Source organism: Bacillus sp. SIMBA_074 (genome assembly GCF_046534555.1).
In the GTDB taxonomy this organism is placed as follows: domain Bacteria; phylum Bacillota; class Bacilli; order Bacillales; family Bacillaceae_G; genus Bacillus_A; species Bacillus_A mycoides.
The window spans coordinates 53,037-77,162 of sequence record NZ_JAWRYM010000020.1 but is presented as its reverse complement, the minus strand read 5'-3'; the positions used below and the strand labels follow the sequence as shown (position 1 = coordinate 77,162).

Sequence of the window (24,126 nt, the reverse complement as noted above, 5' to 3'; positions counted from 1 at the left end):
GGGTCGCCATGAATGGCGACCCTTTTTTGTTATGCGTTATACCCGAATAATTTTAGATCTTCTCCTGAGTCTGAAATTATTTTTTCGAATCGCAATCCTACTTTTTCTAACAGCGTGCCTGAAGCAACATTATCTATAGAAGTAATTGCTACAATTCGTTTCAGTCCGAGCTTTTGTACACCGTATTCGATTACTGCAGCAGCTGATTCATAGCCGTAACCTTTTGAACGGAATTTTTCTAAAAAAGCAAAGCCGATATCAACATCTTCTAATGAATCTCTTTTAATAAGGCCGCACATACCAAGTGGAGTGAGATCTTCTTTTCGTTCAACTAAGTAAAGACCAAAGCCCATTTTATTGTACATATCGACGGGTCCGTTTAAGATGTATTTTTTTGCATCTTCTAAGTTTTTAATGCCTTTATCACCAATAAATTGAATCCATGCAGGATCATTTACTAATTCAAGAATAAACGGAGCATCTTTTACATCGAGCCAGCGAAGAGTGAGTCTTTCAGTTTCAAGAACTATCAATCTATTGCACCGCCTTTAAAAGTTATAACAATTAGTATGGATTGTGCGAAATAAAAGTGCAAGTTATTTTAATTGAGAGTTACTGTTCACATAAAGTTCGATTGTTTTGTATAAAAGGATATTTTATAATTAGGATTGATTGTAAAGAGTGAGATACTTATACAATGACTCCTAGGAAACTAGGAGTTTTTACTATATAACTATCATTATTACTAAATATGACACACTACACATTCTACTTAAGGAGGTACATAATGAAGAAATTATATAATGCATCGTTTACTTATTTGATTATCGGTTTATTGTCAGGAATATTTGCTAGGGAGTATGGGAAATATAAAGGGATTTTAGGCTCTACTTTATTAAATCTTTTGCATACGCATACGTTAGTACTTGGCTTTTTCTTCTTTTTAATTGCTTTGGGATTAGCGAAAGTATTCGCGTTTCATGAAGTGAAAGGATTTAATAACTGGTTTATTTTACATAATATCGCATTAACTTTAATGTTAGGATCGCTGGCAGCGAGAGGACTTCTTCAACTAAATGGAGCGGACTTTAAAGGGTTAACTTATATTGTAGGGTTCTCTCATTCTATGATGGCATTCACATTAATTTGGTTTATGCTGTTAATAAAGAAATCATCTAAAATGTAGTTAAGAAGAACTTGTAGTGTGTGCTGCAAGTTCTTTTTTTATGTGTAAAAAAGGTAAACTTACTATTCTGATTATTATGTATAAAAATGGTATAATTAATGCAGAGTAAATAATATAAAAGGAGAGTGCGTAATGGGAATAACAATTGAGCGATTAGTAAATGAATTAAAGGATGTACTTCCTGAAGATCAAGTAGTGGTTAATAAGACAGTAAGAGAGTTACATAGTAAAGATGAATCTTACCATAATAGTAGTTTACCTGATGTAGTTGTTTTTCCAAAAACGATGGAAGAGGTTAGATCAATAATGAAAGTAGCGAGTGAGCATAAAAAACCTGTCATTCCATTTGGAGTAGGTTCTAGTTTAGAAGGTCATATAATTCCTTATGAAAAGGGGATTACAGTTGATTTTTCATTAATGAACAAAATACTTGAAATAAGAGAGAAAGATTTTCTTGTGAAAGTACAACCAGGAGTGACTCGTTCTCAGCTCAATAAAGAATTGAAAAAGTACGGTTTGTTTTTTAGTGTAGATCCAGGTGCAGATGCAACGTTAGGAGGCATGGCTGCTACGAATGCAAGCGGAACGACAGCGGTGAGATATGGAGTTATGCGTGATCAAGTTCGTGATTTAGAGGTGGTACTTGCTGATGGACAAGTGATACATACTGGCAATTTAGCGGCGAAGTCATCATCAGGCTATCATTTAAATGGAATTTTCGTAGGATCAGAGGGCACGCTTGGATGCTTTACAGAGCTAACATTAAAAGTATACGGCATACCAGAACATGTTATGGCTGCGAGAGCATCGTTTCCAACTATAAATGATGCGGTAGAAGCTGTTATTAATATACTGCAAGCTGGTATTCCAATTGCGAGAATAGAACTTGTTGATGAACTATCTATGAAACAAGTAAATCATTATAACGAAACGAATTACAGAGAAGAACCAACACTGTTTTTAGAGTTTCACGGAAATGAAGCGGGATTAACACAAGATATCGAGTTTACGAAGGAAATTGTTTTTGATCATAAATGTAAAGAAGTTGCTTTTGAAACTGAAACTGCGGCGAGAAATAAATTATGGGATGCAAGACATAACTTAGCTTACTCTTATGTGCATAGTTACCCAGGTAAAAAGCTGATGAGTACAGATGTATGTGTGCCAATTTCAGAATTAGCTGGCGCGATTCAAAATGCGAAAGAGATATTAGATAAAGTGGGCCTTGTTGGTGGTATTCTTGGCCATGTAGGAGACGGGAATTTCCACGTGCTATTAATGATTGATCCAAATGATAAAGATGAAGTGAGAAAAGGGGACGAAATAAACGAAAGTATCGTACTGTATGCTCTTAAACGTGGTGGAACGTGCACAGGAGAGCATGGCGTTGGAATAGGGAAGCGGAAGTATCAAGAAGAAGAACATGGTGCGGCATTATTGGTAATGGAGAAAATAAAGAAAGCTCTTGATCCGCAAAATATTTTGAATCCGAATAAAATTTTCAAGCTAACAGATAAGGAATGATGAAGTTTGGAGAAACGAATTATACACTTTGAAGGATTGGTCGTCTTATTAGCTGCGATTTATATATATGCATTATGTGGATTTAGTTGGTTATTATTTATCGTATTACTTTTTGCACCTGATTTAGCAATGGTGGCGTACGCTATTAACAAACGTGTTGGTGCACAAATTTATAATCTATTTCACACATATATCATATCAATATTACTTGTTTTAATAGGGGTCTATTTAAAGATGGATACGATTTTAATGATTGGTTTAATATGGACAGCACATATTGGAATGGATCGAATGCTTGGGTATGGATTGAAGTATGAAACTGATTTTAAGGATACGCATATTCAGAGGTTATAAAAGTGATTTGAGAAGGGTGGTCAATTGAAACAATTTATTACTGTTGAGAAATATAATACACAATGGGAATGTGAATTTTGTAAATTACAGACGTTGATTAATAACGTAATGGGAGAACTCATTTTTTCTATAGAGCACGTTGGGAGTACATCTGTTAAAGGCCTTGCTTCTAAACCGATATTAGATGTCGATGTTGTAATAGAAGATTATGATGTTTTTCCAAAAGTAATAAAGAGACTTGAACAGGTAGGTTATTTTCATCAAGAAGAGTGGAGTTTTAAGGGGAGAGAGGCTTTTGGGAGAAAGGGTCAATATGTTCCGAGGGACGGGAAGAATACAATTTGGATGGAACATCATTTATATGTATGCGATAAGAATAGTGAAGAGTTAAGAAGACATGTAGCGTTTCGTGAGTATCTTCGTGGAAATCCAAACGTTGTTATTGAATATGGAAAGCTAAAGAAAGAATTAGCAGAAACGGCGGAAAATCGCTTAAATTATAGCTTAGGTAAAACGGAATTTATTGAATATGTATTAGAAAAAGCTATGAAGGATAGTTAAATAGAGGAGTTTGTGTCAATAAGAAGATAGACTAAGGTGGCAGAAATCATATAATGCAACCTATTATTTTTGAAGAAGAGGTTTTACTATATGAACTGACCTTATAAAACTATTACAATCTGCCCCTGCCAAATAATAAATCTCGTAAATATAATGGGAAATAAGAAGATAAGAAAAGAGGGAGTTTATGTACATACCAAAATATTTCGCTATACAAGATGAAGAGAAGAAATACGAAATTATTGAACAAAATGGATTTGCAACTTTATTTTCTCAACATAACGGAGATCCATACGCAACGCATTTGCCGTTATTGTTAAATAGGGAAACACTTACTTTATATGGTCATTTTGCACGTCCAAATGAGCAGTGGGCAGATAGTGGAAATCAACAAGTGTTAGCTGTTTTTCAAGGACCACATAGTTACATCTCTCCGTCATGGTATGAAACAAATAAAGCAGTACCAACATGGAACTATGTTGCGGTGCATGTATATGGAGAGTTAGAAATTGTTGAAGATGAACAGGAATTAATAGATTCTCTTCAAGATTTAGTACATAAATATGAAAATCCAAAGAGCACCTACTCACTGAATGATGTAGATCCGAATTATATGGAAGGATTAAGTAGGGGAATAGTTGGGTTCAGAATAAAGATAAATAAAATAGAAGGAAAAGCGAAGTTAAGTCAAAATCATTCTGTGGAGAGACGGAAATTAGTTGTAGAAGAACTTGAGAAAGTTGGGAGTGAAGGGAGCAGGGGGATTGCAGAATTGATGAAGGAAATAGAGTGAGAGAGAGAATTCATGTGAAATAAAGGGATGGTTCTATTTTTGTAGAAATATATTTTACTTGAAAAAACTGCCTCCGTAGCTCTAGAAGGGAAGAGCGCCGGAAAACAGTGTAGAACCGGGTCGCAAGGCGAAGGTTTCAGAAGCACCGAAAAACAAATAAGCTGAGACAGGTGAAACTCCGTAGGGAAGTGTGTTCCCCTTAGCCTATGCTTACGAAAGGAGTGCGGGTTCGAATCCCGTCGGAGGCATATTGAAAACCTTATATTAAGAAATAGGTTGTCTTTATTATACTCATTTAATGGTAAAATTAAGGTTAATATATTTTATAGGGGGAAACAAACTGGAAGTGCTTTTAGTAGCCACTTTTTCAGCTATTATCATAATGATGACCGTGTTTATTATAATAAAAGCTTGTTTTACGGGATACAAGAGGAATGATATATCATTTCGTAAATTTATTTTTTTATCAAGTTTGTCAATTATGATAGGCTGTTTAGTGTCATTTGTACTACCATTTTGCTATGAAAAATATTCGATTACATTAACTAAATAAGCGTATTTAAAAAGACCTTCTTAATTGAAGGTCTTTCATTTTTTAAAGTGCTTTTTCAGCTGTTGTTGAGTTGTAATCTGTACTTACGTCAACTGATTGAACAAAGTCAGGTTTTTGTGGAGCAGGGAAATGCTCATGTCCAGCTTGATTTGTCAGATTTGCATTTAACCCAAAAGCAGCGATTCCAGCAAAAGCAATACCTAAAGCGATTTTACCAATTGTTTTCCTCATTTTCATAACCTTCTTTCATTCTTTTTTTTTGCTTCAATACTCTTGGAGAAATACTCACTAGCCTTTTCAAACTGTCGCTTCTTGTGATATGTAGTTGCTATTTTCTCGCAATACTCTGAAGTGTAACTGAATAAAGATTCTTCATTAAAATAGTGAATTCCTGCTTGTACAATTTTATCTAACTGTTCTAATTCAAATTCATTAATATTAGCTTCTAAAATAGAAAAATGATGTTTATACTCCTCGTTGTCCAGTTGTAAAACTATCTCTTTTCCGGTTTGGATATACTTATTTGCTAATTCTATATTGCCTAATTTTCCATTTTCTTGTGCAAGTAAAAATAATGCTTTGTAGTGCTTTGGCATTTTTTCTATCACTTCTGATAATTGGCGAATGGCTTGTTCTGATAAATCTTGATTTGCGTACAGTGTACCTAGATTATTTCGTACATGAAGAAGTAAAGGTTCTTCGTTTAATTTTTGTAAGATATCAATTGCTTTATAGTATAATTCTTCAGCTTTTTCATAGTGTCCAACTGCTACATAGGCTCCACCAAGCACACTTAAACATGATGTTACGTTTCGTTCGCAATCGTTTATTGTTTGGAAAATGTCTAATGCTTTAGTTGCATTTACTATAGCTTGGCTTGGTTGTTGCATTTGAAAATGATAAACTGCATATCGATAATAAAAATCAGCTTGCTCCACATTAGTAAGACTAGTTAATGATGATTTTGCTTTCTCAAAATAATCATCAGCTTTATCGAATTTGTTTAATGCAGTGTAGTAAATTGCATTGTAATAGTGATATAAGTAGGATAGTTGTAAATCAGATGGTATAGCATAAGCGTTAATCGATTCAAAACTATCTTTTGTAATTGATAGCCCTTCAGTGAATACTGCATAGCGGAATTTTAATAAATCAAAAAATAATTGGTAGGATGCATTTTCTGTATTTCCTTGTAAAAGCATTTCTTTTTGTTCTTTTGCTGCTGCATGATAGCAGTCCTGGGATACTGCGACATTTTGAGTTAAAATCGCGTGATACCACGCTTCTAGATGTTTTGTTGCGTATGTACTCCCGGTTAATAAAGTGTTCATAAGATTCCCCCTCATAATATTCTATTGAGTTGTATCTATAATGGTAACATGAATTATCGGAAGATTATGTAAAAATAACTTGATAAATAAAATTCTTGTAAATAAGAAAATTAGATCGTTTTTAGTTGTATATTTGTATATTTTATTCAATATTTGTTATTTTTCAGATGGTAAATGCTGTGGGGATTTCAAAACGTGAATATTTTATTTCAAACCAAGAAAAAGTTGAGAAAGTAAATAAAAATAATAAATTTTAAAAATCCCCTTCATAATTGAAGGGGGGATTTTTAAATGTGCTCACCATGATTTTCTAATTTAGGAGCAGGGAGATCAGCATGACTTTCTTGTTTAGGAGCAGGGAGATCAGCATGACTTTCTTGCTTAGGAGCAGGGAAATCAGCATGACCTTCTTGCTTAGGAGCAGGGAAATCAGCGTGGCTATCCTGTTTAGAAACTGGAGGTCTTCCATGATCATAAGTGGGAGCCCCACTAGTATTCCCATGAGACTCTAATTTAGGAGCCCAAGTATCGCCTTTATTGAAAGCAGGAGCCCCTCCGTAGTCACCATGATTTTCTAATTTAGGCGCTGGAACATCTCCATGTTCAGCTTTTACAACTCCGCCATCCCCGATGTTTACACCAAAAATACCAAAACCAAGTACTGATAATCCTACAACAACTGTACCAATTTTTCTTTTCAAATCTTATCTCTTCTTATAGTTATTTATTTGTGTTATTCGTTTGTGAAATTAGATAGAATAACACAAATCGTAATAGGGGAATTCCCCCCTAATTTACGATACTACATAATTCTGTGTAATATTTTGTAAAACCTTCTTATATTTTGAAAATTAAGAAAAATAAATTCGACAAAACACCACTTTCTCAAGTGGTGTAAGGAAATAAGTGGATGAATAATAAATTTAAAGGTTAAAGATAAACAATCACGTCCCGCAAAAAGTACGATAAGGACGATTAGACGGCACAGGAGGCGTGCAGTAATCCGCTTGTTCTTGAGAATATTCATAAGGATTTGCTAAAGCTTGAAGAAGTTTCTCCATCACGCTATAGTCTCCATCTTTAACAGCTGCTTCTAGTGCTTCTTCTACTCGGTGGTTCCTGGGGATGATTACTGGGTTGTTATTTTTCATTAATTTGTATGCATCATCTTTCGATTCTTTTTGTCTTTCTAACCGAGATTGCCATAGCTCGTACCATTCTTTAAATTCGGGACTTTCAAATAAAGGTGCATCTTCTAATGTAGTGTCAGTTAATGAACGGAATGTATTTGTGTAATCTGCTTTATATTTTTCCATTGCTTTTAAAAGTTTCTCAATAAGTGATTGATCTTGCTCTTCATTGCTAAATAGTCCTAATTTCTTCTTCATTCCGAGGAACCAATTGTTTTCGTACTGCACGCTAAATTTTGAAATTTCATCTTGGGCAATTTTTAGCGCTGCTTCTTCATCTTCGTGTAGAATCGGCATTAAAGATTCAGCTAATCGTGCAAGGTCCCATGCAGCCATATACGGCTGATTTCCATATGCGTAGCGGCCCTTTACATCAATAGAGCTAAATACTGTTCCTTGGTCATAATTATCCATAAAGGCACAAGGACCGTAATCAATCGTTTCACCGCTAATCGTTATATTGTCAGTGTTCATTACGCCGTGAATGAAGCCGACGAGTTGCCATTTTGCGATAAGGCTTGCTTGTCTCTTAATGACTTCTTGTAGTAGTGCGACATATGGATTTTCAGTAGATTCAACCTCTGGATAATGTCTCTTTATCGTATAATCAGCTAAAGCTATGAGATCCTCGATTGATCCGCGAGCTGCAGCATATTGGAATGTTCCAACGCGTATATGACTGCTTGCAACTCTAGTTAAAATAGCTCCAGGTAACTTCGTTTCGCGATATATTGGTTCGCCAGTTGAGACTACTGCTAAACTGCGAGTAGTCGGAATATCAAGTGCGTACATCGCTTCACTAATAATATACTCACGTAGCATCGGGCCGAGCGCAGCACGGCCATCACCGCGGCGTGAATATGGAGTAGGGCCAGAACCTTTCAATTGAATATCAAAGCGTTCGCTTGAAGGAGTAATTTGTTCTCCGATTAAAAGGGCACGACCATCTCCTAACATGTTGAAATGACCAAATTGGTGTCCAGCATACGCTTGAGCTAGTGGGTGAGCCCCTTCTGGAATTGCATTACCAGCGAGAATAGCAATTTCAGCTTCCTTTTTTAGATCCTCAGGATTAAAACCAAGAGATATTGCTAATGAGTTATTTAGTTTAATTAACTCCGGTGAGCTTACAGGAGTTGGGGGGATTTCTGTATAAAATGATTGTGGTAATGTAGTATAACTATTATCTAAATTCCAACCTGTTTCATTATTTTTAGTCATTTTATCTCCTCCTTTTTGTATTTTGAATTATGTATGTGTACGTATATATTCTTTGTAAAGTTAACTAAAAGTATAATATGTTATTTCCCCTTGCAATCTATTGTAAGGACTTCAGTGCATTGTGTCTATTTAACAGCAAATATAAAAACTCCATTTTTCAAAAAGATTAATTAAAATGGAGTTTTTGCTATTATTTAATTTTTACAATTATTTTACCTTTTGCTCTTCCAGACTCCGAATATTCCATTGCTTTTTGAGCATCTTCAAAAGGAAAAACTCGGTCGATTATAGGTTTGATTTTTCCGGATTCAATATAGTTTGCGATAATACGTAATTGATCCCCACTTGGTTTCATAAATAAAAATGAATATTGAGCACTATGCTTTTTTTCAAGTGCAGTAAGTTTTTTGCTGGCCAATGAAAATAGGAGTGTTTTAAAAAATCCTGAACCAAATTCTTTACCGAAGCGAGCATTCGGCATTCCTGAAACGGAAACGATGTTCCCACCGCTTTTTATAATATCGAATGATTTTTCAAGTGTTGTACCGCCAATTGTATCAAATACCGCATCATAATTTGTTAGTATATCTTCAAATTTCTCTGTTTTGTAATTAATAATTTCATTTGCACCAAGAGAGTTTACTAAATTCGCACCAGCTTCACTAGCAGTCGTTGCAACAGTAGCACCCATTATTTTTGCTAATTGAATAGCGAAAGTACCAACACCACCGGATCCAGCGTGAATTAAAATCTTTTGTCCTTTTTGTAAGTGCATGATGTCATGTAATGCTTGATATGATGTTAAGCCAACGAGTGGAATCGACGCCGCTTCCTCAAAACTTAAATTTTTTGGCTTTAAGGCTACATCATCCTCATGAATGGCTATATATTCCGCAAAAGTACCAATCTTATTCTTTCTTGGACGTGCATATATTTCATCACCAACTTTAAAGCGAGTCACCTTTGCTCCAGTTTTTACAATGACACCAGAAAAGTCATTACCAAGAATAAGGGGCATTTCATATTTAAGTAACATCTTTACTTTTCCATCGCGTATTTTAAAATCAATTGGGTTAATACTAGCTGCATGAATTTCCGCGAGCACCTCATACTCATTTATTTCAGGAGTAGGTACCTCTGTCATACGCATTGGGACTTTCCCATACTTATCAATTATCATTGCTTTCATTTCTTATACCTCCAAATACCGTATCTTTTTTCAATAAAAGTCTTGCAATAACTTCTCAATATCTAATACAAGGTTTTTTAATAAACTTAATTTTGTACGTATATCAATATAATAAAAATTCTTTGTACCTTCTTTTCGCATTAAAATAATGCCAGCTTCTCTTAAAATTTTAAGGTGATGTGATACTGCTGGTCGAGAAAGGTGTGTTTGTTTAGTGATTTCTCCTACACGTAATCCTGTTTGACATTCCGTTTTCATTAGAACTAACAAAATAGCTTGACGTGTTTCATCACCAATTGCTACTAATACTTTTTGACAATCAATAAAATCTTCTTTAATGACATTTAATTGTTCTTGTTTATTCATTTCAATCACTGTACCTCCAATAATTAGTCGAAAGGTTTAAGATGATGAACCATTGTATCGATACGGTAATGCTACATGATTGTTGTATTCGATGCAATATTGAGAAAGAAAATCGAGACGAATCAATTTTTACGTATTGAAAATCGTGGAGCATTTATTATGGGGAATAGAAAAGAAATTGGAAGATTTAAATACGACAATGGATGAAGTTTAAGAAATAGAAAAAGATCTAACAATGCGTTTTCTATAGATGATAAAGGTTATAAAGGAGAAGGTATTTCAAAAAAATAAGCGGTCATAACCCTCTATAATCTATAGGGTTACGACCGCTTATAATGTTTTTATTATTTTTGATGCCTTCGTCAGAAAAGAGTTCAACGTAAAGTAGGATCTTCTATTTTATCCTTTAATACACACACAATTTAGGTGAATTGTAGATGTATTAAAGGATAAAAGTAATTTGGGGCGTAATCTATCTATATGATAATTCAAAATGAAATATAAGTCTATATTTTTGTTGGTTTTTTGATTATATTTATGTCACTGAGCTCAGAAGAACAAATGTGGAGGGAAAATATATGAAATCAAAACATGTACCAGTTTTAATTGTTGGAGGGGGATTATCAGGATTATCGTCTGCGTTATTTCTTGGAAAACAGAACATTGAGTACTTACTTATTGAAAGGCATCCGTCTACTGCGATTCATCCGAAAGCAGGCGGGATTACTTTTCGTACGATGGAATTATTTCGAGAATTAGGTCTAGAAAAAGGAATTAGATTAGCTGGTAAAGCATTAGAGAATTGTCATGGGAGAATTGCGGTTGAAACAATAGCTGAGGTAAAGCATGAAGAATTGGAACAAATAAGGGCGGCGCAGTATGAAAATAACGAAAAGTTAGTTCGTAAAGTGGAAGAGATTAGCCCATCAAAACAAACTGCTTGTTATCAAATTACTTTAGAAGAGATGATGCTACAATACGCGCAAAAGTTAGGCGGAAATCTATCTTTTTATCATGAACTAGTTTCTTATGAGCAAAATGAAAACGGAGTAATAGCAATGATTCAAAATCGTGACACGAAAGAAGAGAGTACTATTTATTGTGATTATGTAATTGCAGCAGATGGAGCGAAAAGTAAAATACGTGAAGAGTTAGGAATTTTAACCGAGGGCCGTGGTACGATCGGTGGTTATTATATGAACATATATTTTGAAGCGGATTTGAGTGGATTTATAAAAGGAGACGCATTTGGTTTTACTATGATACGACATCCAGAAGTTCTTGGTGCACTTATTCCGGTCGATAACGTAAGGAAATGGATATACCATGTGGCTTATGATCCAATACAAGGAGAGAGACCAGAGGATTTCACTCTAGAACGCTGTAAACAAATTATTCAAACTGCAATTGGAAGTATGGATATTAAGCCAAAAATAGTAAGTGTTTTGCCGTGGGAAGCGAGTGAAAGTACAGCGGTAAAATTTCAGGACAATCGCATCTTTTTAGTTGGCGACTCGGCACATATTATGCCGCCAACAGGAGGATTCGGTTCCAATACAGGAATACAAGATGCACATAATTTAGCTTGGAAATTGGCTGCGGTTATAAAAGGTAAAGCAAATCCAAAATTGTTAGAAACGTATCATGACGAGAGATATCCTGTTGCGAAATTAACGACGGACCATGCGAGTAGTATGTTATTTCGTGCTGCGGGCAGAGAGGTAGGTAATTTGAGTAATATGGATAGTTTAGCTGTTACTGCTGGTTATCAGTATTGCTCAGAAGCAATTATAGACGAATGTAACACTCCGCATAGAATGGATATAGTTGATTTGAATGGACGCCCAGGAACGCGTGCGCCACATTTTTGGGGAACTTATGAAGGAAAAGAAGTTTCTATACTTGATCTATTTGGTAGCAACTTTGTGCTACTTACTGGAGCTGAGCCTAGTGCTTGGACTGAAGCTGCACATGCTGTTTCATCTGGATTAGGAGTAAAGATAAAAGTGTATCAGGTAGGTTTAACTGGTGATTTTATCGATCAAGGTAACTTTTTTAGAAAACTATACGGGATAGAAAATGGAGGAGCGGTAGTAATAAGACCAGATGGATTTATTGGATGGCGTACGGAAAACGAGGTATTAAAGCCGAACGTATTACTTGAAGAGGTAATGAACAATTTATTGTGTAATTAAATAAGAAGCACCGCTTGTACTTCACAAGCGGTGCTTTATAACAATCCACTTTCAACTTACAAAATAAAAATATTGTAAGTTGAAAGTGGATATATTCGAAAAATCGTTGATATTATTTGATTATGATAACTCTCCGATAAACGAAAGTTCTTCTTCGAAAAATCCATCTTCATCCTTGATTATCTCTTGGAAATGCAATGTTTGGACACTGTTAGAAATTGATATTTTCCATTCATGCCTGAAGTCGGACTCATTGGAAAGGGGAATCCATTTTTGAAATTCGTTATCTCTATTGAAAAAAATTTGAAAGTAGTCATCGTTTTTAAATATGATGATTTGTGAGTTCCATAAGCTTGCTATTTTGATCATAACAACGACTCGATATGTATTTGTATCGTTCGGTTTCATTTTCATTAAAAGATCCGCTCTATCTAATAATGTTTGAATGCATAATCGCTTTACTTTTCTAGGTGTTTTAATAGAATCGATAAAAGCTTGAGAGCCTGGTAAAGGCATATGCCAGTATTCATCGTTATAGAAAGTAGACGGAAATGCTTTAGTAGAGTCTTCAATTCTTTTTATAAGAGTTTGTGTTCTTCGTTTCATACCACGTATTTTTTTTTCACGCATTGTTGATCATCTCCATAAATTTTTGCAAGGCAGCTGAGTGAAAAATGTCTTTTCGAGTAATAAAGGTAGTAGGAACCTTTTTAAAGTGATTTGGTAATGTATTTAAAGATACACCATGTTCATAATCCGGAATAATGGATTTCATCATAACAGCCGCGCCCATACCTGATTTTACACATGCAAGTATTGCTTCAATTGTTCCGAACTCTAGTATTCTTTTAGGTGAAATCCCTTCTTCTTGAAGCCAGTTTTCTAATAGTTTTCTGTAATAACATCCTTGACTAAAAGCGAGTAAATTCAGTTCTCCTATTGTTTTAAAGGAAGATAGAGGAGTCTTACTAATGAGAACGAGTTCTTCTTCTCGAAATGAAAGTGTATGAAGTTCAGTATGCTGAATATTTCCAGCGATAAGAGCCCCGTCTAGTTTTCGCTCTAAAACGAGCTGAGTTAATTGGTCTGTCGTATTTGTTTCTAGAATCAATTCAACTTCTGGATACTTTTCATAATAGGTCGTTAATATAGGCGGGAGACGAACGGCTGTTGTCGATTCTGTACACCCGATTTTTAACGTGCCTTTTGGCTCGGTTCCGTTACTTTGGACAGCTTGAATGGATTGATCGATTAGATGGATGATTTGTTTTGCATATGTTAATAAAATTTCTCCGTTAGAAGTTAAAGTAACGCCTTTTCCATTTCGATAAAATAAAGGCACACATAACTCAATTTCTAGTTGTTTTATACGCATCGTTACACCTGATTGTACATAGTTTAAGTTTTTAGCAGCATGAGATATATTTCCTACTTTCGCAACTTCGTAAAAAACCGTTAAATCTTTTATGTCCATTTATTATCACCCCGAAAAAAGGTATCAATTTTTTTGATGGATTCTATTATTAAGACTTATTTTACATGATATCAGAACGTTCATACAATGAAAGGGATATGGGGGAGATAACGTTGATAAGTGAAGAAAAAATTGAAAAGTACAGTAGTTCTAATAAATGGATCATGTTAACTTTGGCAACGGTAGCACAGGCAAGTGCAACACTTATAACATATGGAGTAGGGGTACTCGCTTTATTTTGGAAACAGAAATATGTACTTTCGAATATGCAGGTTGGGTTGTTAATAAGTGCTGTAAATATTGGTCCGCTGTTTTGTATGCTTTTTGCTGGAAGGTTACTTGATCGATATAACGAAAGAATATTAATTGGAGCGAGTGCTGTATTACTTGGCGGGGCGCTTTTACTTGCTCATATGGCAAGGGGATTTATGGGGCTATTATTTGTCCTTCTTTTAATAGGAACTTTTTATAGCGTATCCCAGCCAGGGGGAAGTAAAGTAATCTTGAAATGGTTTCCGAAAGAAATGCGCGGATTAGCTATGGGAATACGGCAAGCTGGTATACCTATTGGCGGGGCGTTAGCAGGAGTAATAATCCCTTTGCTTACAATTAAATTTAGTTTAGCTTATACGATAAATGTAATTGCAACTATATGTATAATAGGCGGGTTATTGTTTTTCATATTTTATAAGGAATCGTACGTACGAGAACACACGAGCCAAGAAAATGTAAGTATTTCTTTTTGGATGCAGTTAAAAAAGGTAATATGTAAAAAAGAGCTGTATCCAATTTTTATTACAGGTATTTGCATGATTTCTTTACAAATGATATTAGTCGGACATTTTATAAAATTTTTAGTCATTGAAAAATCGATAACACCTATTGTAGCAGGGAAAGTATTTTCAGTTATGCTAGTTGCAGGAATGATAGGCCGAATTATATTAGCTACAATAAGTGATACATATTACAAAGGTGATCGTCGTACACCTTTATTAATAACTGTATGTATATCTTTTTGCTTAATTTTAGTTGTTGTAATGAGTATAAACACAATGACACTTGAGGCATTGTTTGTGATGAGCGGACTGCTAGGGTTCTTTGCGATCGGTTGGTTTAGTCTTTTTATGGTTGAAGTTGCTGAGTCTGCAAGTGAGGAATTGGTAGGTCTAACAGTGAGTTTTGCGCTTACACTTAATCAAATTGCTATTATCTTTGCACCTGCTTTGTTTGGTTATATAGTAGATGGAAAAGGCTACACATATGCATGGATGGGGATAGCTGCATTACTAAGCGTTTCAGCGGTGAATTTATGTAACAGTAAACGAATATTAAAAATGTAAATCTTTTATGAAGAAAATCTAAAGAAATGTCGTGAGAGTGACATTTCTTTTTTTATATGCTGTATAATCAATTTAGAAATGAGATTCGTTTTCATTAACGCTCATTTCCTCTTTTGAAATTACCTGTAATTTTAGCCATAATAAGCTGTTTTTCTTTTTCGTTACTTGTCCGATTTATTTTGTTTAAAAATTTTTCAGCATCATTTCCTTTTAAAATCATAATCTGTTTTCTGTAATATTCAACTAAAACTATATTGTTTTTTGTTACTCGATAATGAAACATCATATCATCTAAACGATTGCGCTTATCGGTCTTTTTCAAATTAACGCCTCCATTCTTGTTAATGTGTAACGAATGTTACATAAAAAATTTAAATTAAGGTTGGATGTATCCGATTGTAAGGTGGAAATTTTGTAAAAAAGAACTACAATAGAGAGTAGTTAAAATTTGAACGTTAGAAAAAGGAATCTAGTTTACTATGAGGAATAATAGAGTAGATAGATTATAAGATATTTAAAAACTAAAAGATATAGAATAGAATGGAAAAGTATAAAGTGAAACTAGATAAAAGAGGGTTCCCATATGTTTAAGAAATGGTTAATCGCTTTCTTTGTTTTTGCTATTTTTTGTGGGAGTGTCGCTGCACTCATACATGCAAATAAAGAAAAGAAATACAGTTTGAAGGCATTTTCAAATTTTGAGGATAAAGTTGGAAATGTTCAACCGAAATTTGATGCGAATCAGCAAAAACGTTATGATATTGCAGCAACGAAACTCGATCAATATTTAAAAGATAAAGGATTTAACGGAACGGTTCTCGTAACGGATAAAAATAATGTGGTTTTACGAAAAGGCTACGGGTATGCGAATATAAAAGATAAAGTTTTAACAACGCCAAGAACAAAATATCGCATCGGTTCCATAACGAAAACAGTAGTTGCAATATCTATATTACAGCTAAGAGAAAAAGGGAAATTGAATATTGAAGACAATGTAAATAAGTATATTCCATCGTTTCCAGCAGATAAAAACATTACGTTACGAAATTTGTTAACACATACGTCCGGGTTACCAGATCAGGGACAAGGTAGTGTTGATGCGGCATCACGTTTAAAGTTAGTAACGTGGATTGGAGCGCAAAAGTTGCAATTTCCTGCAGGGACAGGATGGAAATATACAGATTATAATTATATGGTACTTGCGTATATTGTAGAAAAGATATCGAATAAACCGCTTGCTGAATATGTGAAAGAAAACATTTTTACTCCTGTTGAAATGAATGAATCTGGTATGGGTGCAACTCTCCCTGAAGATATTTTCTTAGCAGAAGGTTACACGAAAAAAGATAATGAGTTAATAGCTACACCCCGCTTAAAAATGAACTGGCTGTATGGTTGTGGTGAAATGTATACGACCGTTGAAGATATGAAAAGATTAGATGAGGCTATTATGGATGGAAAGCTGATTTCTAAACAAAGCTTATCAGATATGTTTACAGTATCACCTGCGAGAAAATATGGATTTAGCTTCTATATTTACCCAGATTATTATCATAACCACGGTGTATTAGCTGGCTGGAACACTTTTAATAATTTTAACTGGGATAAAAAAACGTTTATAATATTATTCTCTAACGTACAAAATGGTATGAATGATACATTTAATCAAGAGTTTAGGAAATTAGCGAATGATTTAATAGAAGGAAAATAATTATTTAAAAATCGGTATTGATATAAAATTATCAATACCGATTTTTTTATTTAGTGAACAAGCATGTATGAGAGGGGATTAGTATTAGAATAAATTTATGAAGGAAGTTAAATGATATGGATGTTAAATATAGGAAGTGTATTTTGTGAATGTCATCTATTTGTATTGAAATTATGTGATTATCATGCGGAAGAATAATTGGTAATTTTTACATTGATGAAAAAGCTTGAGCTTCACACTATGTTAAGCCTTACAGTATTGTAGACATGAACAGGAGGTTGAAAAATGAAAAAAATAGTAAAGTTTTGTTTAATAGCTACATTATCTACAACGATTATTAGTGGATGTTCTTTTGAAGGGAATAATGAAAATGCCAAAGGGAAAGAGAAAGAGGATAAAAAAGTAGAGGTACAGAAAAACGCTGGAAAATATACGATGCCGGATGAAAAAGATAAACATGAAGGTACATGGCTACAATGGCCTCATGAATACACATATGGTCAAGAGTATAAACAAGAAGTTGAACCTATTTGGATTAAGATGGCAAGTGCTTTAACTGAGGGTGAAAAAGTCCACATTGTTGCATATGATGAGGAAGAGAAAGAGCGAATCAATAAGCTTTTAATAGATAAAGGGCTGAATATGGATAAAGTTGATTTCTTTATCGCTCCTACTGATGATGTGTGGGCAAGAGATAGTGGACCGATTTTTGTTTATGACAATAATAAAAATCTGAAAATATTAGATCCAGCATTTAATGGTTGGGGAAAGAAAACTCCATATAAAAATGATGCCCGTATACGTGAGAATGTTAGTAAACAATTAGGGATTGAAAGAATTGATTGGGGGAAATTTGTCCTTGAAGGTGGCGCAATTGAATTAGACAGCAATGGGACTGCTTTATTAACTCGAAGCGCAGTAACGAATAAAAATAGAAATCCTGATTTATCAGAAGCTGAAATTGAAAAATATATAAGTGACCTTGGGGTGACAAACTTTATTTGGTTAGATGGAGTGCCTAATTTAGATATTACTGATTTTCATATTGATGGATTTGCTAAATTCCATGATAAATCTACAATCGTAACGATGGCAGAAGATGACTTGGCTGAATGGGGCTTGTCAAACAAAGATATGGATAAATTGTTAGATGCAAAAAATGCTTCAGGACAGAAATATAAGTACGAATACTTACCGCTTAGTAAAGATAAAGTTACTTTAGAAGGTGGAAAAACTCTAGATTATAAGGGGTCATATATCAATTATTATGTTGGGAATACAGTTATATTGGTGCCTAACTATAATGATCCAAATGACAAAATCGCAAACGATACGATTCAGAAATTATACCCGGATCGTAAAGTAGTGGGAATTGATGTGAGAGAGCTTTATAAAAATGGCGGAATGATCCATTGTGTGACACAGCAACAACCGATTCAATTGAAGTAATCGATTATAGTTTCGTTATGTTGCTTTATAGACAAAATAGGTGAAATGCTATCTTTACTTATTTTGTCTTGTTTTAACATCTGTAACAAGATAGGAATGTATAATTTTAATGTAACGATAATTAAATAAAAGTATATTGTCATTATTGTTTTATATGGAAAAGGAGAAAAATGTTTGTGTTAAAGAATTTAAAAAGAGTATTTTCGTTTTTCCCTATCGTTCTACAGTACATTATAAATGTAGCTTTGATCTGTTTGGGAATTGTTTTAAGTGTGTTTCTTATGAAAGAAGTCATTCAATTTATACAAGAACTTAAATTAAATAGTGAGGAATCTAGTTATCATTTAATTGATAGCATTGTCGTATTCTTTTTATATTTTGAATTCATCGTAATGATTATAAAGTATTTTCAAATGAACTTTCATTTTCCATTACGTTATTTTATATATATAGGTATTACGGCTATTGTTCGTCTAATTATTATAGACCATGATAGTCCAATGGATTCATTGATATATGCTTGCGCGATTCTTGTATTAATTAGTGCTTTATTCATTGCAAATTCTAAAATAATGCGTCGTGATTTAGAAGAGTGAACGTTTGTTGTTTAAATCAAAAAAGATGTTTTATCTTTTGGTAAAAAGGAGTAACAGTATTGAAAGAAATAATCTTAACCAGTTTTATAATAATAGGGTTTATGATTCTACTATTTAATTGTATACTTTCATAATTTAAAAGAATAAAAGGTTAATAAGGAAAGAGGTTTTTGTAAGTATGGTTCATTACAATAATCAAAATAGTTTACATCAAATATTTACATTAAAGGGAACAGTGGTAAGAGATATTTTCCCGCAAATTTTATTATATATATGTATTTCAACGATAGTAACTGTGATTAATTATTATTATGTAGAAATAAAAATTAATCAAACTCCTTGGGTAATTGTTGGAGGAGCTTTAGGTCTACTGTTAGTTTTTCGTACTAACACTGCCTATGATAGGTATTGGGAAGGTAGAAAGTTATTTGGAACGGTTGGTGCTTGTACTAGAAATTTGGCAGTTAGTTTTTTATGTTATTGGGAGTCTGAAGGGAAAAAGACGGATCAGGAAAAATTAAAATTTTTACATTTGTTAATTGCTTTTCCAAAGATAGCGAAAGGACATTTGAGAGACGAAAAAGATTTATCCGAAATAAAAGCATTGTTTGATATTTGTTCTGAGAAGGAAAAAGAAATGTTGGCTGAGTCTATTCATTTACCAATTAGTATAGTTTTTATGTTAAAAACTATACTATCAAAAGGTTTGAAAACGGGTCAAATTCACCCAAATGCAATAATTAATATGGAAGCTGATTTGAATACTCTGCTTACGGCTATGGGTGGATGTGATCGGATCAAAACAACGCCTATTCCTTTTGCCTATTTTGCTCATATTAAAATTTTACTGCTCATATTTTGCGGGACTTTATCGATTGGTCTTGTTGATAGTCTTGGATGGTTTACAGTACTTGCAACTACGTTTATAAGTTTTGCATTTATAGGGATTGAAGCAATAGGGGTTGAAATTGAGGATCCATTTGGTCAAGATCCAAACGATCTTCCGCTAGAAGGGATTTGCATAGGGGTAGAAACACATTTAGTGAATTTATATAATCAAAACGCCCTGTTAGAAGTAATGGATTTGAATCTTGATAAAAAAATCATCTAATCCGTCATTGTGTACGGCGATTAAAATTTAAAAATTTTGTCAAGAGTCAGTTTATGGCTTAACGATGGCTTTATATTTTTTATATAAATATATAATATTTCTCCGTGCTATAATCCATTCATGAAATGTGCACGTTTCAAAAATTGTAATGAAAAGAGAAATGAATTGGGGAATAGTTGGCTTATTGAAAACAGTTATTCAATCATTATTAAAAAGCGAGGTAAGTAATATGGAACAAAAACATAGTGGCATTATTTTTACTGCAATACCAGATGAATCGAATGAATATTATCGACCATTTTATGAAGACATTATTTATTTTAATGAATACTTAAATGAAAATAAAGCATTTACCGATCAACTTATATCTTTATCTGTTGAAGAGCAAGACTTTCATACAAACTTTTTTGAGTATGATGATATTTGGCTAAGAGATGTTGCACCAGTTGTAACAAATCATCTAGTTAAATTCAAATATCAACCAAATTACTTACCGAAAGATCAAGGACGATATTTAGATCAACAATTTAATAAATGGTTGAAAAAGAACGATTTTGAATATGTGACATCTCCATTGATATTAGACGGTGGAAATCTTATTTGGAATAAAAAAGATACCGTTATATTAACGGAACGCATATTTGATGATAACTATGATTGGACGGAAGAAGAAATTATAGAGCAACTGGAATGGGATTTAGATGTGAGTCGGGTTATTATTATTCCTGCTGAAGAGGGAGATGTACTTGCACACGCAGACGGGATGGTTAAATTTATTGATGAACATACAATGTTTATTAGTGATTTTTTAGGGGATCATGAATTTAGATATAAGGTTCAAGAGATTATTCAAGAGCAAATGCCAGAGGCTGAATTTATAGTTGTTCCTTCGTCATATACAGAGAAGGGTCAATACGATGAAGAGATAGCGTCAGCAAAAGGTTTATATATAAATATGTTAGAAACATGTGATACGCTTTACGTTCCTAAGTTTGGATTAGCTAAAGATGAGGAAGTTTTACGATATATTCAACAGCATACTGAGAAACAAGTTATTCAAAGTCATGTAGGAGAAATATCGACAATGGGAGGCGCGATGAATTGTTTAACGTGGTATTGTCCTAGTCATTTGTTACCTTCAAAAATGAAAAGGCTGAACGATCAGAATGAAGGTTCTACAATCAGAAAAATATTTGATTGGTTTTAATAAATAAGCTTATATATAAGAAAATGTATTCAAGGGGTATTTATATGTATACAATTACTGAATTTTCACGGATTTGTAAAATGAGTACACGAATGTTAAGGCATTATGATAAAGAGGAAATATTGAAACCAGCATATGTGAATCCGGTAAATGGATATAGATATTATGAGCAAGGACAGCTTGAGATAGCGTTGAAAATTAAAAAGCTAAGGGAGTACAAGTTCCCTTTACCGAAAATTAAAATACTTCTTCAATCATCAGATCAAGATTCATTTATTAAACATATGCAATCACAAATTATAGAGTTGTCTCATGAGGTGAAACAAAATTTACAGGTCATTTCAGAAATGAATGAAATGGTAAATATGAATCATGCTTTAAATACTGCTTGTCATAGAAATTACGATATATTTATTGGAATGAGAAATGAAATAACAGTAATTGCTCAAAGACTGCAAATAGATATAGATGATATGGATGATTATTTTTATGACTTATATGAAAAAGTACAAAAGCATAACTTACAAATGGTTGGTTCGCCCTCTACGGTCTTTTATGATGAAGAGTATATTCCAAACGAAAGTGATGTTGAATTAAGGATTCCGGTCATGCATGGGAACAATAAAGATGTAGTACAAGAATATGAAATAAAAAAATTAAATCCACATCAAATCGTTACTACTATGCATTATGGAAGTTATGACTATATAGGCTACGCTTATATTGCGTTAGAAAAATGGATTGAAAGAAATGGTTATGTAATAGATGGTTCACCATATGAGGTCTACATAAAGGGATCTGAATGTGATTGTTTAGTAGAAGAGTATGTCACACAAATTTGTTTTTTAGTTACGAAAATAGAATGAGAATAAGGATTGACATTAACATTATGTCAATCCTTATTCTATTTATGTAAGTAATTCATCATAATAAAAAGGAGAAAGAATATGAAAAGAACAATCATGATTATTTGTCTGATTCTAAGTATGACATGGGTTTCAGCGTGTACTCCTGGAGTAGGAGAAGGTGAGAATGGTAGCTTCGTTCTACCAAATCAGTTGCCAAAAAATGTAGTGTTTAAAAATGGTACAATCTATACTTCAAATGACAAGCAAGACATTGTAGAGGCTGTAGCCGTTAAAGAAGGGAAAATTACATTTGTTGGTTCAAACAAAGATGTAGAAGGATTTATAAATGAAGATACGAAAGTGGTGGATTTACAAGGGCGTTTTATTCTTCCTGGTTTTGTGGACAATCACAATCATATATTTGAGGCGAAATCACCAGCAGCAGGGAATTGTAGTGTTTCACCGGATGCTGCGCTGCAAGAACAACGCTCGTATTTAAAGGCTTGTAAAAAAGATGTGAAAGATGGCGAATGGATAAGCGGAACAGGATTTAGTTTGGAAGAGCTGTTAAAAGATATGGACGAAAAATCAGAACAACAAACGCCATTACAAGTTCTTGATGAGTTATTTCCTAATAACCCTGTATTAATTATGGAAAGAACTTCTCATTCTGTATGGGTTAACTCAAAGGCATTGGAATCAGCAGGAATAAATAAAGAGACGAAAGATCCGCAAGGCGGAAGAATCATCCGGGATCCAGAAACAGGAGAACCTTTCGGGCTTCTGTATGATACAGCAGGGGATATCGTGATGGAAAAAGCATGGAATTCCCAGCCCAATCTCTTTGAAAAAAATTATGAAGGTTTGTTAGACGGTTTAGATGAGGTTGCGAAGAATGGTATTACTACAGTCGGCGATGGACGTCTTTATTGGAAACGAGGCTGGTTAGATGTTTGGAATAAAGTTAATGATGAGAAAAAGTTAACGTCGCGAGTAGTACTTCGTCCGTGGGTATATCCGAACTTAAATGAAGCAGAGCAAATGGAGTATTTCAAAAAAATTAAGCGTGATGATGTATCATCTAGAATGCTTATTAATCAAGTGAAGATGTATAGTGATGGAATTAGCATTAACAGCACAGCTAAAATACTAGAAAAATATAAATTTGAGTGGTTTAAAGGAACACCGTACGGTTTGAACTATATTCCAGAAGAAAAAATGAAATGGTGGTTAACGGAACTTAATAAACTTGGTTACGGTGCACTCATTCATACGATTGGGGATGGCGGGGTAAGAGAGAGTTTAAATGCAATTGAAGCAGCGAAAAAAGAAGGTGCGAATCAGCCTTATACGCTCACACATGTTGAGATGGTAGAAGATAGTGATATAAATCGTTTTGCTAAGTTAGGTATTAGCGCTGATTTCCAAGTAGGCCATGATTTTGCGGAAGATCCTAAACAAAGCTGGGCAAGTACGTATTTTACAGATCAACAGATGAAACGAATTATGCCGTTAGGACGCATTTGGAAAACAGGAGCAAATGTATCGCTTAGTAGTGATTGGGATGTAAATGAACTAAATCCACTTGTGACAATTTCGAATGCGTTAAGTATTGAAGAGAAAGGCTTATCTGATATATATGCAGCTATTGATGCTTATACAATTAAGCCCGCCAAAGCATTAGGCCTTGATAATATTACTGGTTCAATTGAAGTAGGTAAATCAGCCGATATGGTATTACTAAATGAAGATATTACTAAAATGAGTGTCGATAAGATTCCAAATGCGAAAGTTTTAGTGACGGTTTTACAAGGAGAAGTAGTGTATCACAAGGGAAAATAAAGAATCAGTTTATGAAGTAGTTAATATATTTCTGTTGACCTTAACACGATGTCAAAGTTTAGACTGAACTTACATTCGAAGAAGG

25 protein-coding genes and 1 pseudogene are annotated in these 24,126 nt (G+C 33.9%); 16 read left to right on the top strand and 10 right to left on the bottom strand.

The window, feature by feature from the left end; translation table 11 throughout:
* Positions 1–29 precede the first annotated feature (29 nt).
* Positions 30–533, bottom strand: coding sequence for a GNAT family N-acetyltransferase (locus SB773_RS20050; protein ID WP_002137638.1), 504 nt, complete (start codon positions 531–533; stop codon positions 30–32).
* A gap of 254 nt (positions 534–787) precedes the next feature.
* On the opposite strand from SB773_RS20050, the gene SB773_RS20045 reads away from it, so the two are divergent.
* The 6 genes and pseudogenes from SB773_RS20045 (at position 788) to SB773_RS20020 (ending at position 4,967) form a co-directional block, all read left to right on the top strand.
* A complete protein-coding gene (locus SB773_RS20045; protein WP_060749159.1) occupies positions 788–1,186 on the top strand; it encodes a DUF2871 family protein in 399 nt (132 codons plus the stop codon).
* Positions 1,187–1,318: 132 nt separating this feature from the next.
* Positions 1,319–2,710 carry an FAD-binding oxidoreductase gene (locus SB773_RS20040; RefSeq protein WP_410591677.1) on the top strand — a complete coding sequence of 464 codons (1,392 nt, stop codon included), beginning with the start codon at positions 1,319–1,321 and terminating at the stop codon, positions 2,708–2,710.
* A gap of 6 nt (positions 2,711–2,716) precedes the next feature.
* Positions 2,717–3,064 carry a DUF4260 domain-containing protein gene (locus SB773_RS20035; RefSeq protein ID WP_002111060.1) on the top strand — a complete coding sequence of 116 codons (348 nt, stop codon included), beginning with the start codon at positions 2,717–2,719 and terminating at the stop codon, positions 3,062–3,064.
* A gap of 24 nt (positions 3,065–3,088) precedes the next feature.
* A complete protein-coding gene (locus tag SB773_RS20030) occupies positions 3,089–3,625 on the top strand; it encodes a GrpB family protein (RefSeq protein WP_113735121.1) in 537 nt (178 codons plus the stop codon).
* Positions 3,626–3,812: 187 nt separating this feature from the next.
* Positions 3,813–4,418 (top strand): FMN-binding negative transcriptional regulator, encoded by a 606-nt coding sequence (locus tag SB773_RS20025; protein WP_113735122.1) that lies wholly within the window; start codon positions 3,813–3,815, stop codon positions 4,416–4,418.
* Positions 4,419–4,758: 340 nt separating this feature from the next.
* A pseudogene (locus SB773_RS20020) lies at positions 4,759–4,967 on the top strand (hypothetical protein).
* A 46-nt stretch (positions 4,968–5,013) separates the two neighbouring features.
* Here the strand turns inward: SB773_RS20020 and SB773_RS20015 are convergent.
* From SB773_RS20015 to SB773_RS19990, 6 genes are all read right to left on the bottom strand, one after another.
* Entirely contained in the window at positions 5,014–5,202 is a 189-nt protein-coding gene (locus SB773_RS20015) for a hypothetical protein (protein ID WP_002087700.1), read from the bottom strand.
* 2 nt (positions 5,203–5,204) lie between these two features.
* Positions 5,205–6,302, bottom strand: a complete 1,098-nt coding sequence (locus SB773_RS20010; protein ID WP_256486532.1) for a tetratricopeptide repeat protein — start codon at positions 6,300–6,302, stop codon at positions 5,205–5,207.
* Positions 6,303–6,589: 287 nt separating this feature from the next.
* Positions 6,590–7,003: a hypothetical protein gene (locus SB773_RS20005; protein WP_410591673.1), complete on the bottom strand. Its 414-nt coding sequence runs from the start codon at positions 7,001–7,003 to the stop codon at positions 6,590–6,592.
* Positions 7,004–7,246: 243 nt separating this feature from the next.
* Entirely contained in the window at positions 7,247–8,713 is a 1,467-nt protein-coding gene (locus tag SB773_RS20000) for a protein adenylyltransferase SelO (RefSeq protein ID WP_410591671.1), read from the bottom strand.
* 190 nt (positions 8,714–8,903) lie between these two features.
* Positions 8,904–9,902: an NADP-dependent oxidoreductase gene (locus tag SB773_RS19995; protein WP_410591669.1), complete on the bottom strand. Its 999-nt coding sequence runs from the start codon at positions 9,900–9,902 to the stop codon at positions 8,904–8,906.
* A 30-nt stretch (positions 9,903–9,932) separates the two neighbouring features.
* Entirely contained in the window at positions 9,933–10,277 is a 345-nt protein-coding gene (locus SB773_RS19990) for an ArsR/SmtB family transcription factor (protein ID WP_060749152.1), read from the bottom strand.
* Between the two features lie 66 nt (positions 10,278–10,343).
* Here SB773_RS19990 and SB773_RS19985 point away from each other — a divergent pair, with 66 nt between their 5' ends.
* Together SB773_RS19985 and SB773_RS19980 are read left to right on the top strand one after the other, a co-directional pair.
* A complete protein-coding gene (locus SB773_RS19985; protein ID WP_258397518.1) occupies positions 10,344–10,475 on the top strand; it encodes a hypothetical protein in 132 nt (43 codons plus the stop codon).
* Positions 10,476–10,846: 371 nt separating this feature from the next.
* Positions 10,847–12,463, top strand: coding sequence for an FAD-dependent monooxygenase (locus tag SB773_RS19980; protein WP_410591666.1), 1,617 nt, complete (start codon positions 10,847–10,849; stop codon positions 12,461–12,463).
* Between the two features lie 120 nt (positions 12,464–12,583).
* Here the strand turns inward: SB773_RS19980 and SB773_RS19975 are convergent, their stop codons facing one another.
* Positions 12,584–13,093: a DUF3916 domain-containing protein gene (locus tag SB773_RS19975; protein ID WP_410591664.1), complete on the bottom strand. Its 510-nt coding sequence runs from the start codon at positions 13,091–13,093 to the stop codon at positions 12,584–12,586.
* A complete protein-coding gene (locus tag SB773_RS19970) occupies positions 13,086–13,937 on the bottom strand; it encodes a LysR family transcriptional regulator (protein ID WP_410591662.1) in 852 nt (283 codons plus the stop codon). Before SB773_RS19970 ends, SB773_RS19975 begins: the two co-directional genes overlap by 8 nt.
* A gap of 113 nt (positions 13,938–14,050) precedes the next feature.
* Here SB773_RS19970 and SB773_RS19965 point away from each other — a divergent pair, with 113 nt between their 5' ends.
* Positions 14,051–15,277, top strand: a complete 1,227-nt coding sequence (locus SB773_RS19965) for an MFS transporter (protein ID WP_060749147.1) — start codon at positions 14,051–14,053, stop codon at positions 15,275–15,277.
* Positions 15,278–15,371: 94 nt separating this feature from the next.
* Here SB773_RS19965 and SB773_RS19960 read toward each other — a convergent pair whose 3' ends face one another.
* Positions 15,372–15,599 carry a hypothetical protein gene (locus SB773_RS19960; RefSeq protein ID WP_410591660.1) on the bottom strand — a complete coding sequence of 76 codons (228 nt, stop codon included), beginning with the start codon at positions 15,597–15,599 and terminating at the stop codon, positions 15,372–15,374.
* 261 nt (positions 15,600–15,860) lie between these two features.
* On the opposite strand from SB773_RS19960, the gene SB773_RS19955 reads away from it, so the two are divergent.
* The 7 genes from SB773_RS19955 (at position 15,861) to SB773_RS19925 (ending at position 24,041) form a co-directional block, all read left to right on the top strand.
* Positions 15,861–16,988 (top strand): serine hydrolase domain-containing protein, encoded by a 1,128-nt coding sequence (locus SB773_RS19955; protein ID WP_410591658.1) that lies wholly within the window; start codon positions 15,861–15,863, stop codon positions 16,986–16,988.
* A 285-nt stretch (positions 16,989–17,273) separates the two neighbouring features.
* Positions 17,274–18,437, top strand: a complete 1,164-nt coding sequence (locus SB773_RS19950) for an agmatine deiminase family protein (RefSeq protein ID WP_002142629.1) — start codon at positions 17,274–17,276, stop codon at positions 18,435–18,437.
* Between the two features lie 176 nt (positions 18,438–18,613).
* Positions 18,614–19,033 carry a phosphate-starvation-inducible protein PsiE gene (gene psiE, locus SB773_RS19945; protein ID WP_002165314.1) on the top strand — a complete coding sequence of 140 codons (420 nt, stop codon included), beginning with the start codon at positions 18,614–18,616 and terminating at the stop codon, positions 19,031–19,033.
* A 178-nt stretch (positions 19,034–19,211) separates the two neighbouring features.
* The gene (locus SB773_RS19940) at positions 19,212–20,144 is read left to right on the top strand and encodes a bestrophin family protein (protein ID WP_410591656.1); all 933 of its coding nucleotides are present in this window, start codon (positions 19,212–19,214) and stop codon (positions 20,142–20,144) included.
* Positions 20,145–20,373: 229 nt separating this feature from the next.
* On the top strand, positions 20,374–21,351 hold the full coding sequence (locus SB773_RS19935; protein WP_410591695.1) for an agmatine deiminase family protein: 978 nt from the start codon (positions 20,374–20,376) through the stop codon (positions 21,349–21,351).
* 44 nt (positions 21,352–21,395) lie between these two features.
* Entirely contained in the window at positions 21,396–22,217 is an 822-nt protein-coding gene (locus SB773_RS19930) for a MerR family transcriptional regulator (RefSeq protein WP_410591654.1), read from the top strand.
* A gap of 81 nt (positions 22,218–22,298) precedes the next feature.
* Positions 22,299–24,041, top strand: coding sequence for an amidohydrolase (locus SB773_RS19925; protein ID WP_131245352.1), 1,743 nt, complete (start codon positions 22,299–22,301; stop codon positions 24,039–24,041).
* Positions 24,042–24,126 lie beyond the last annotated feature (85 nt).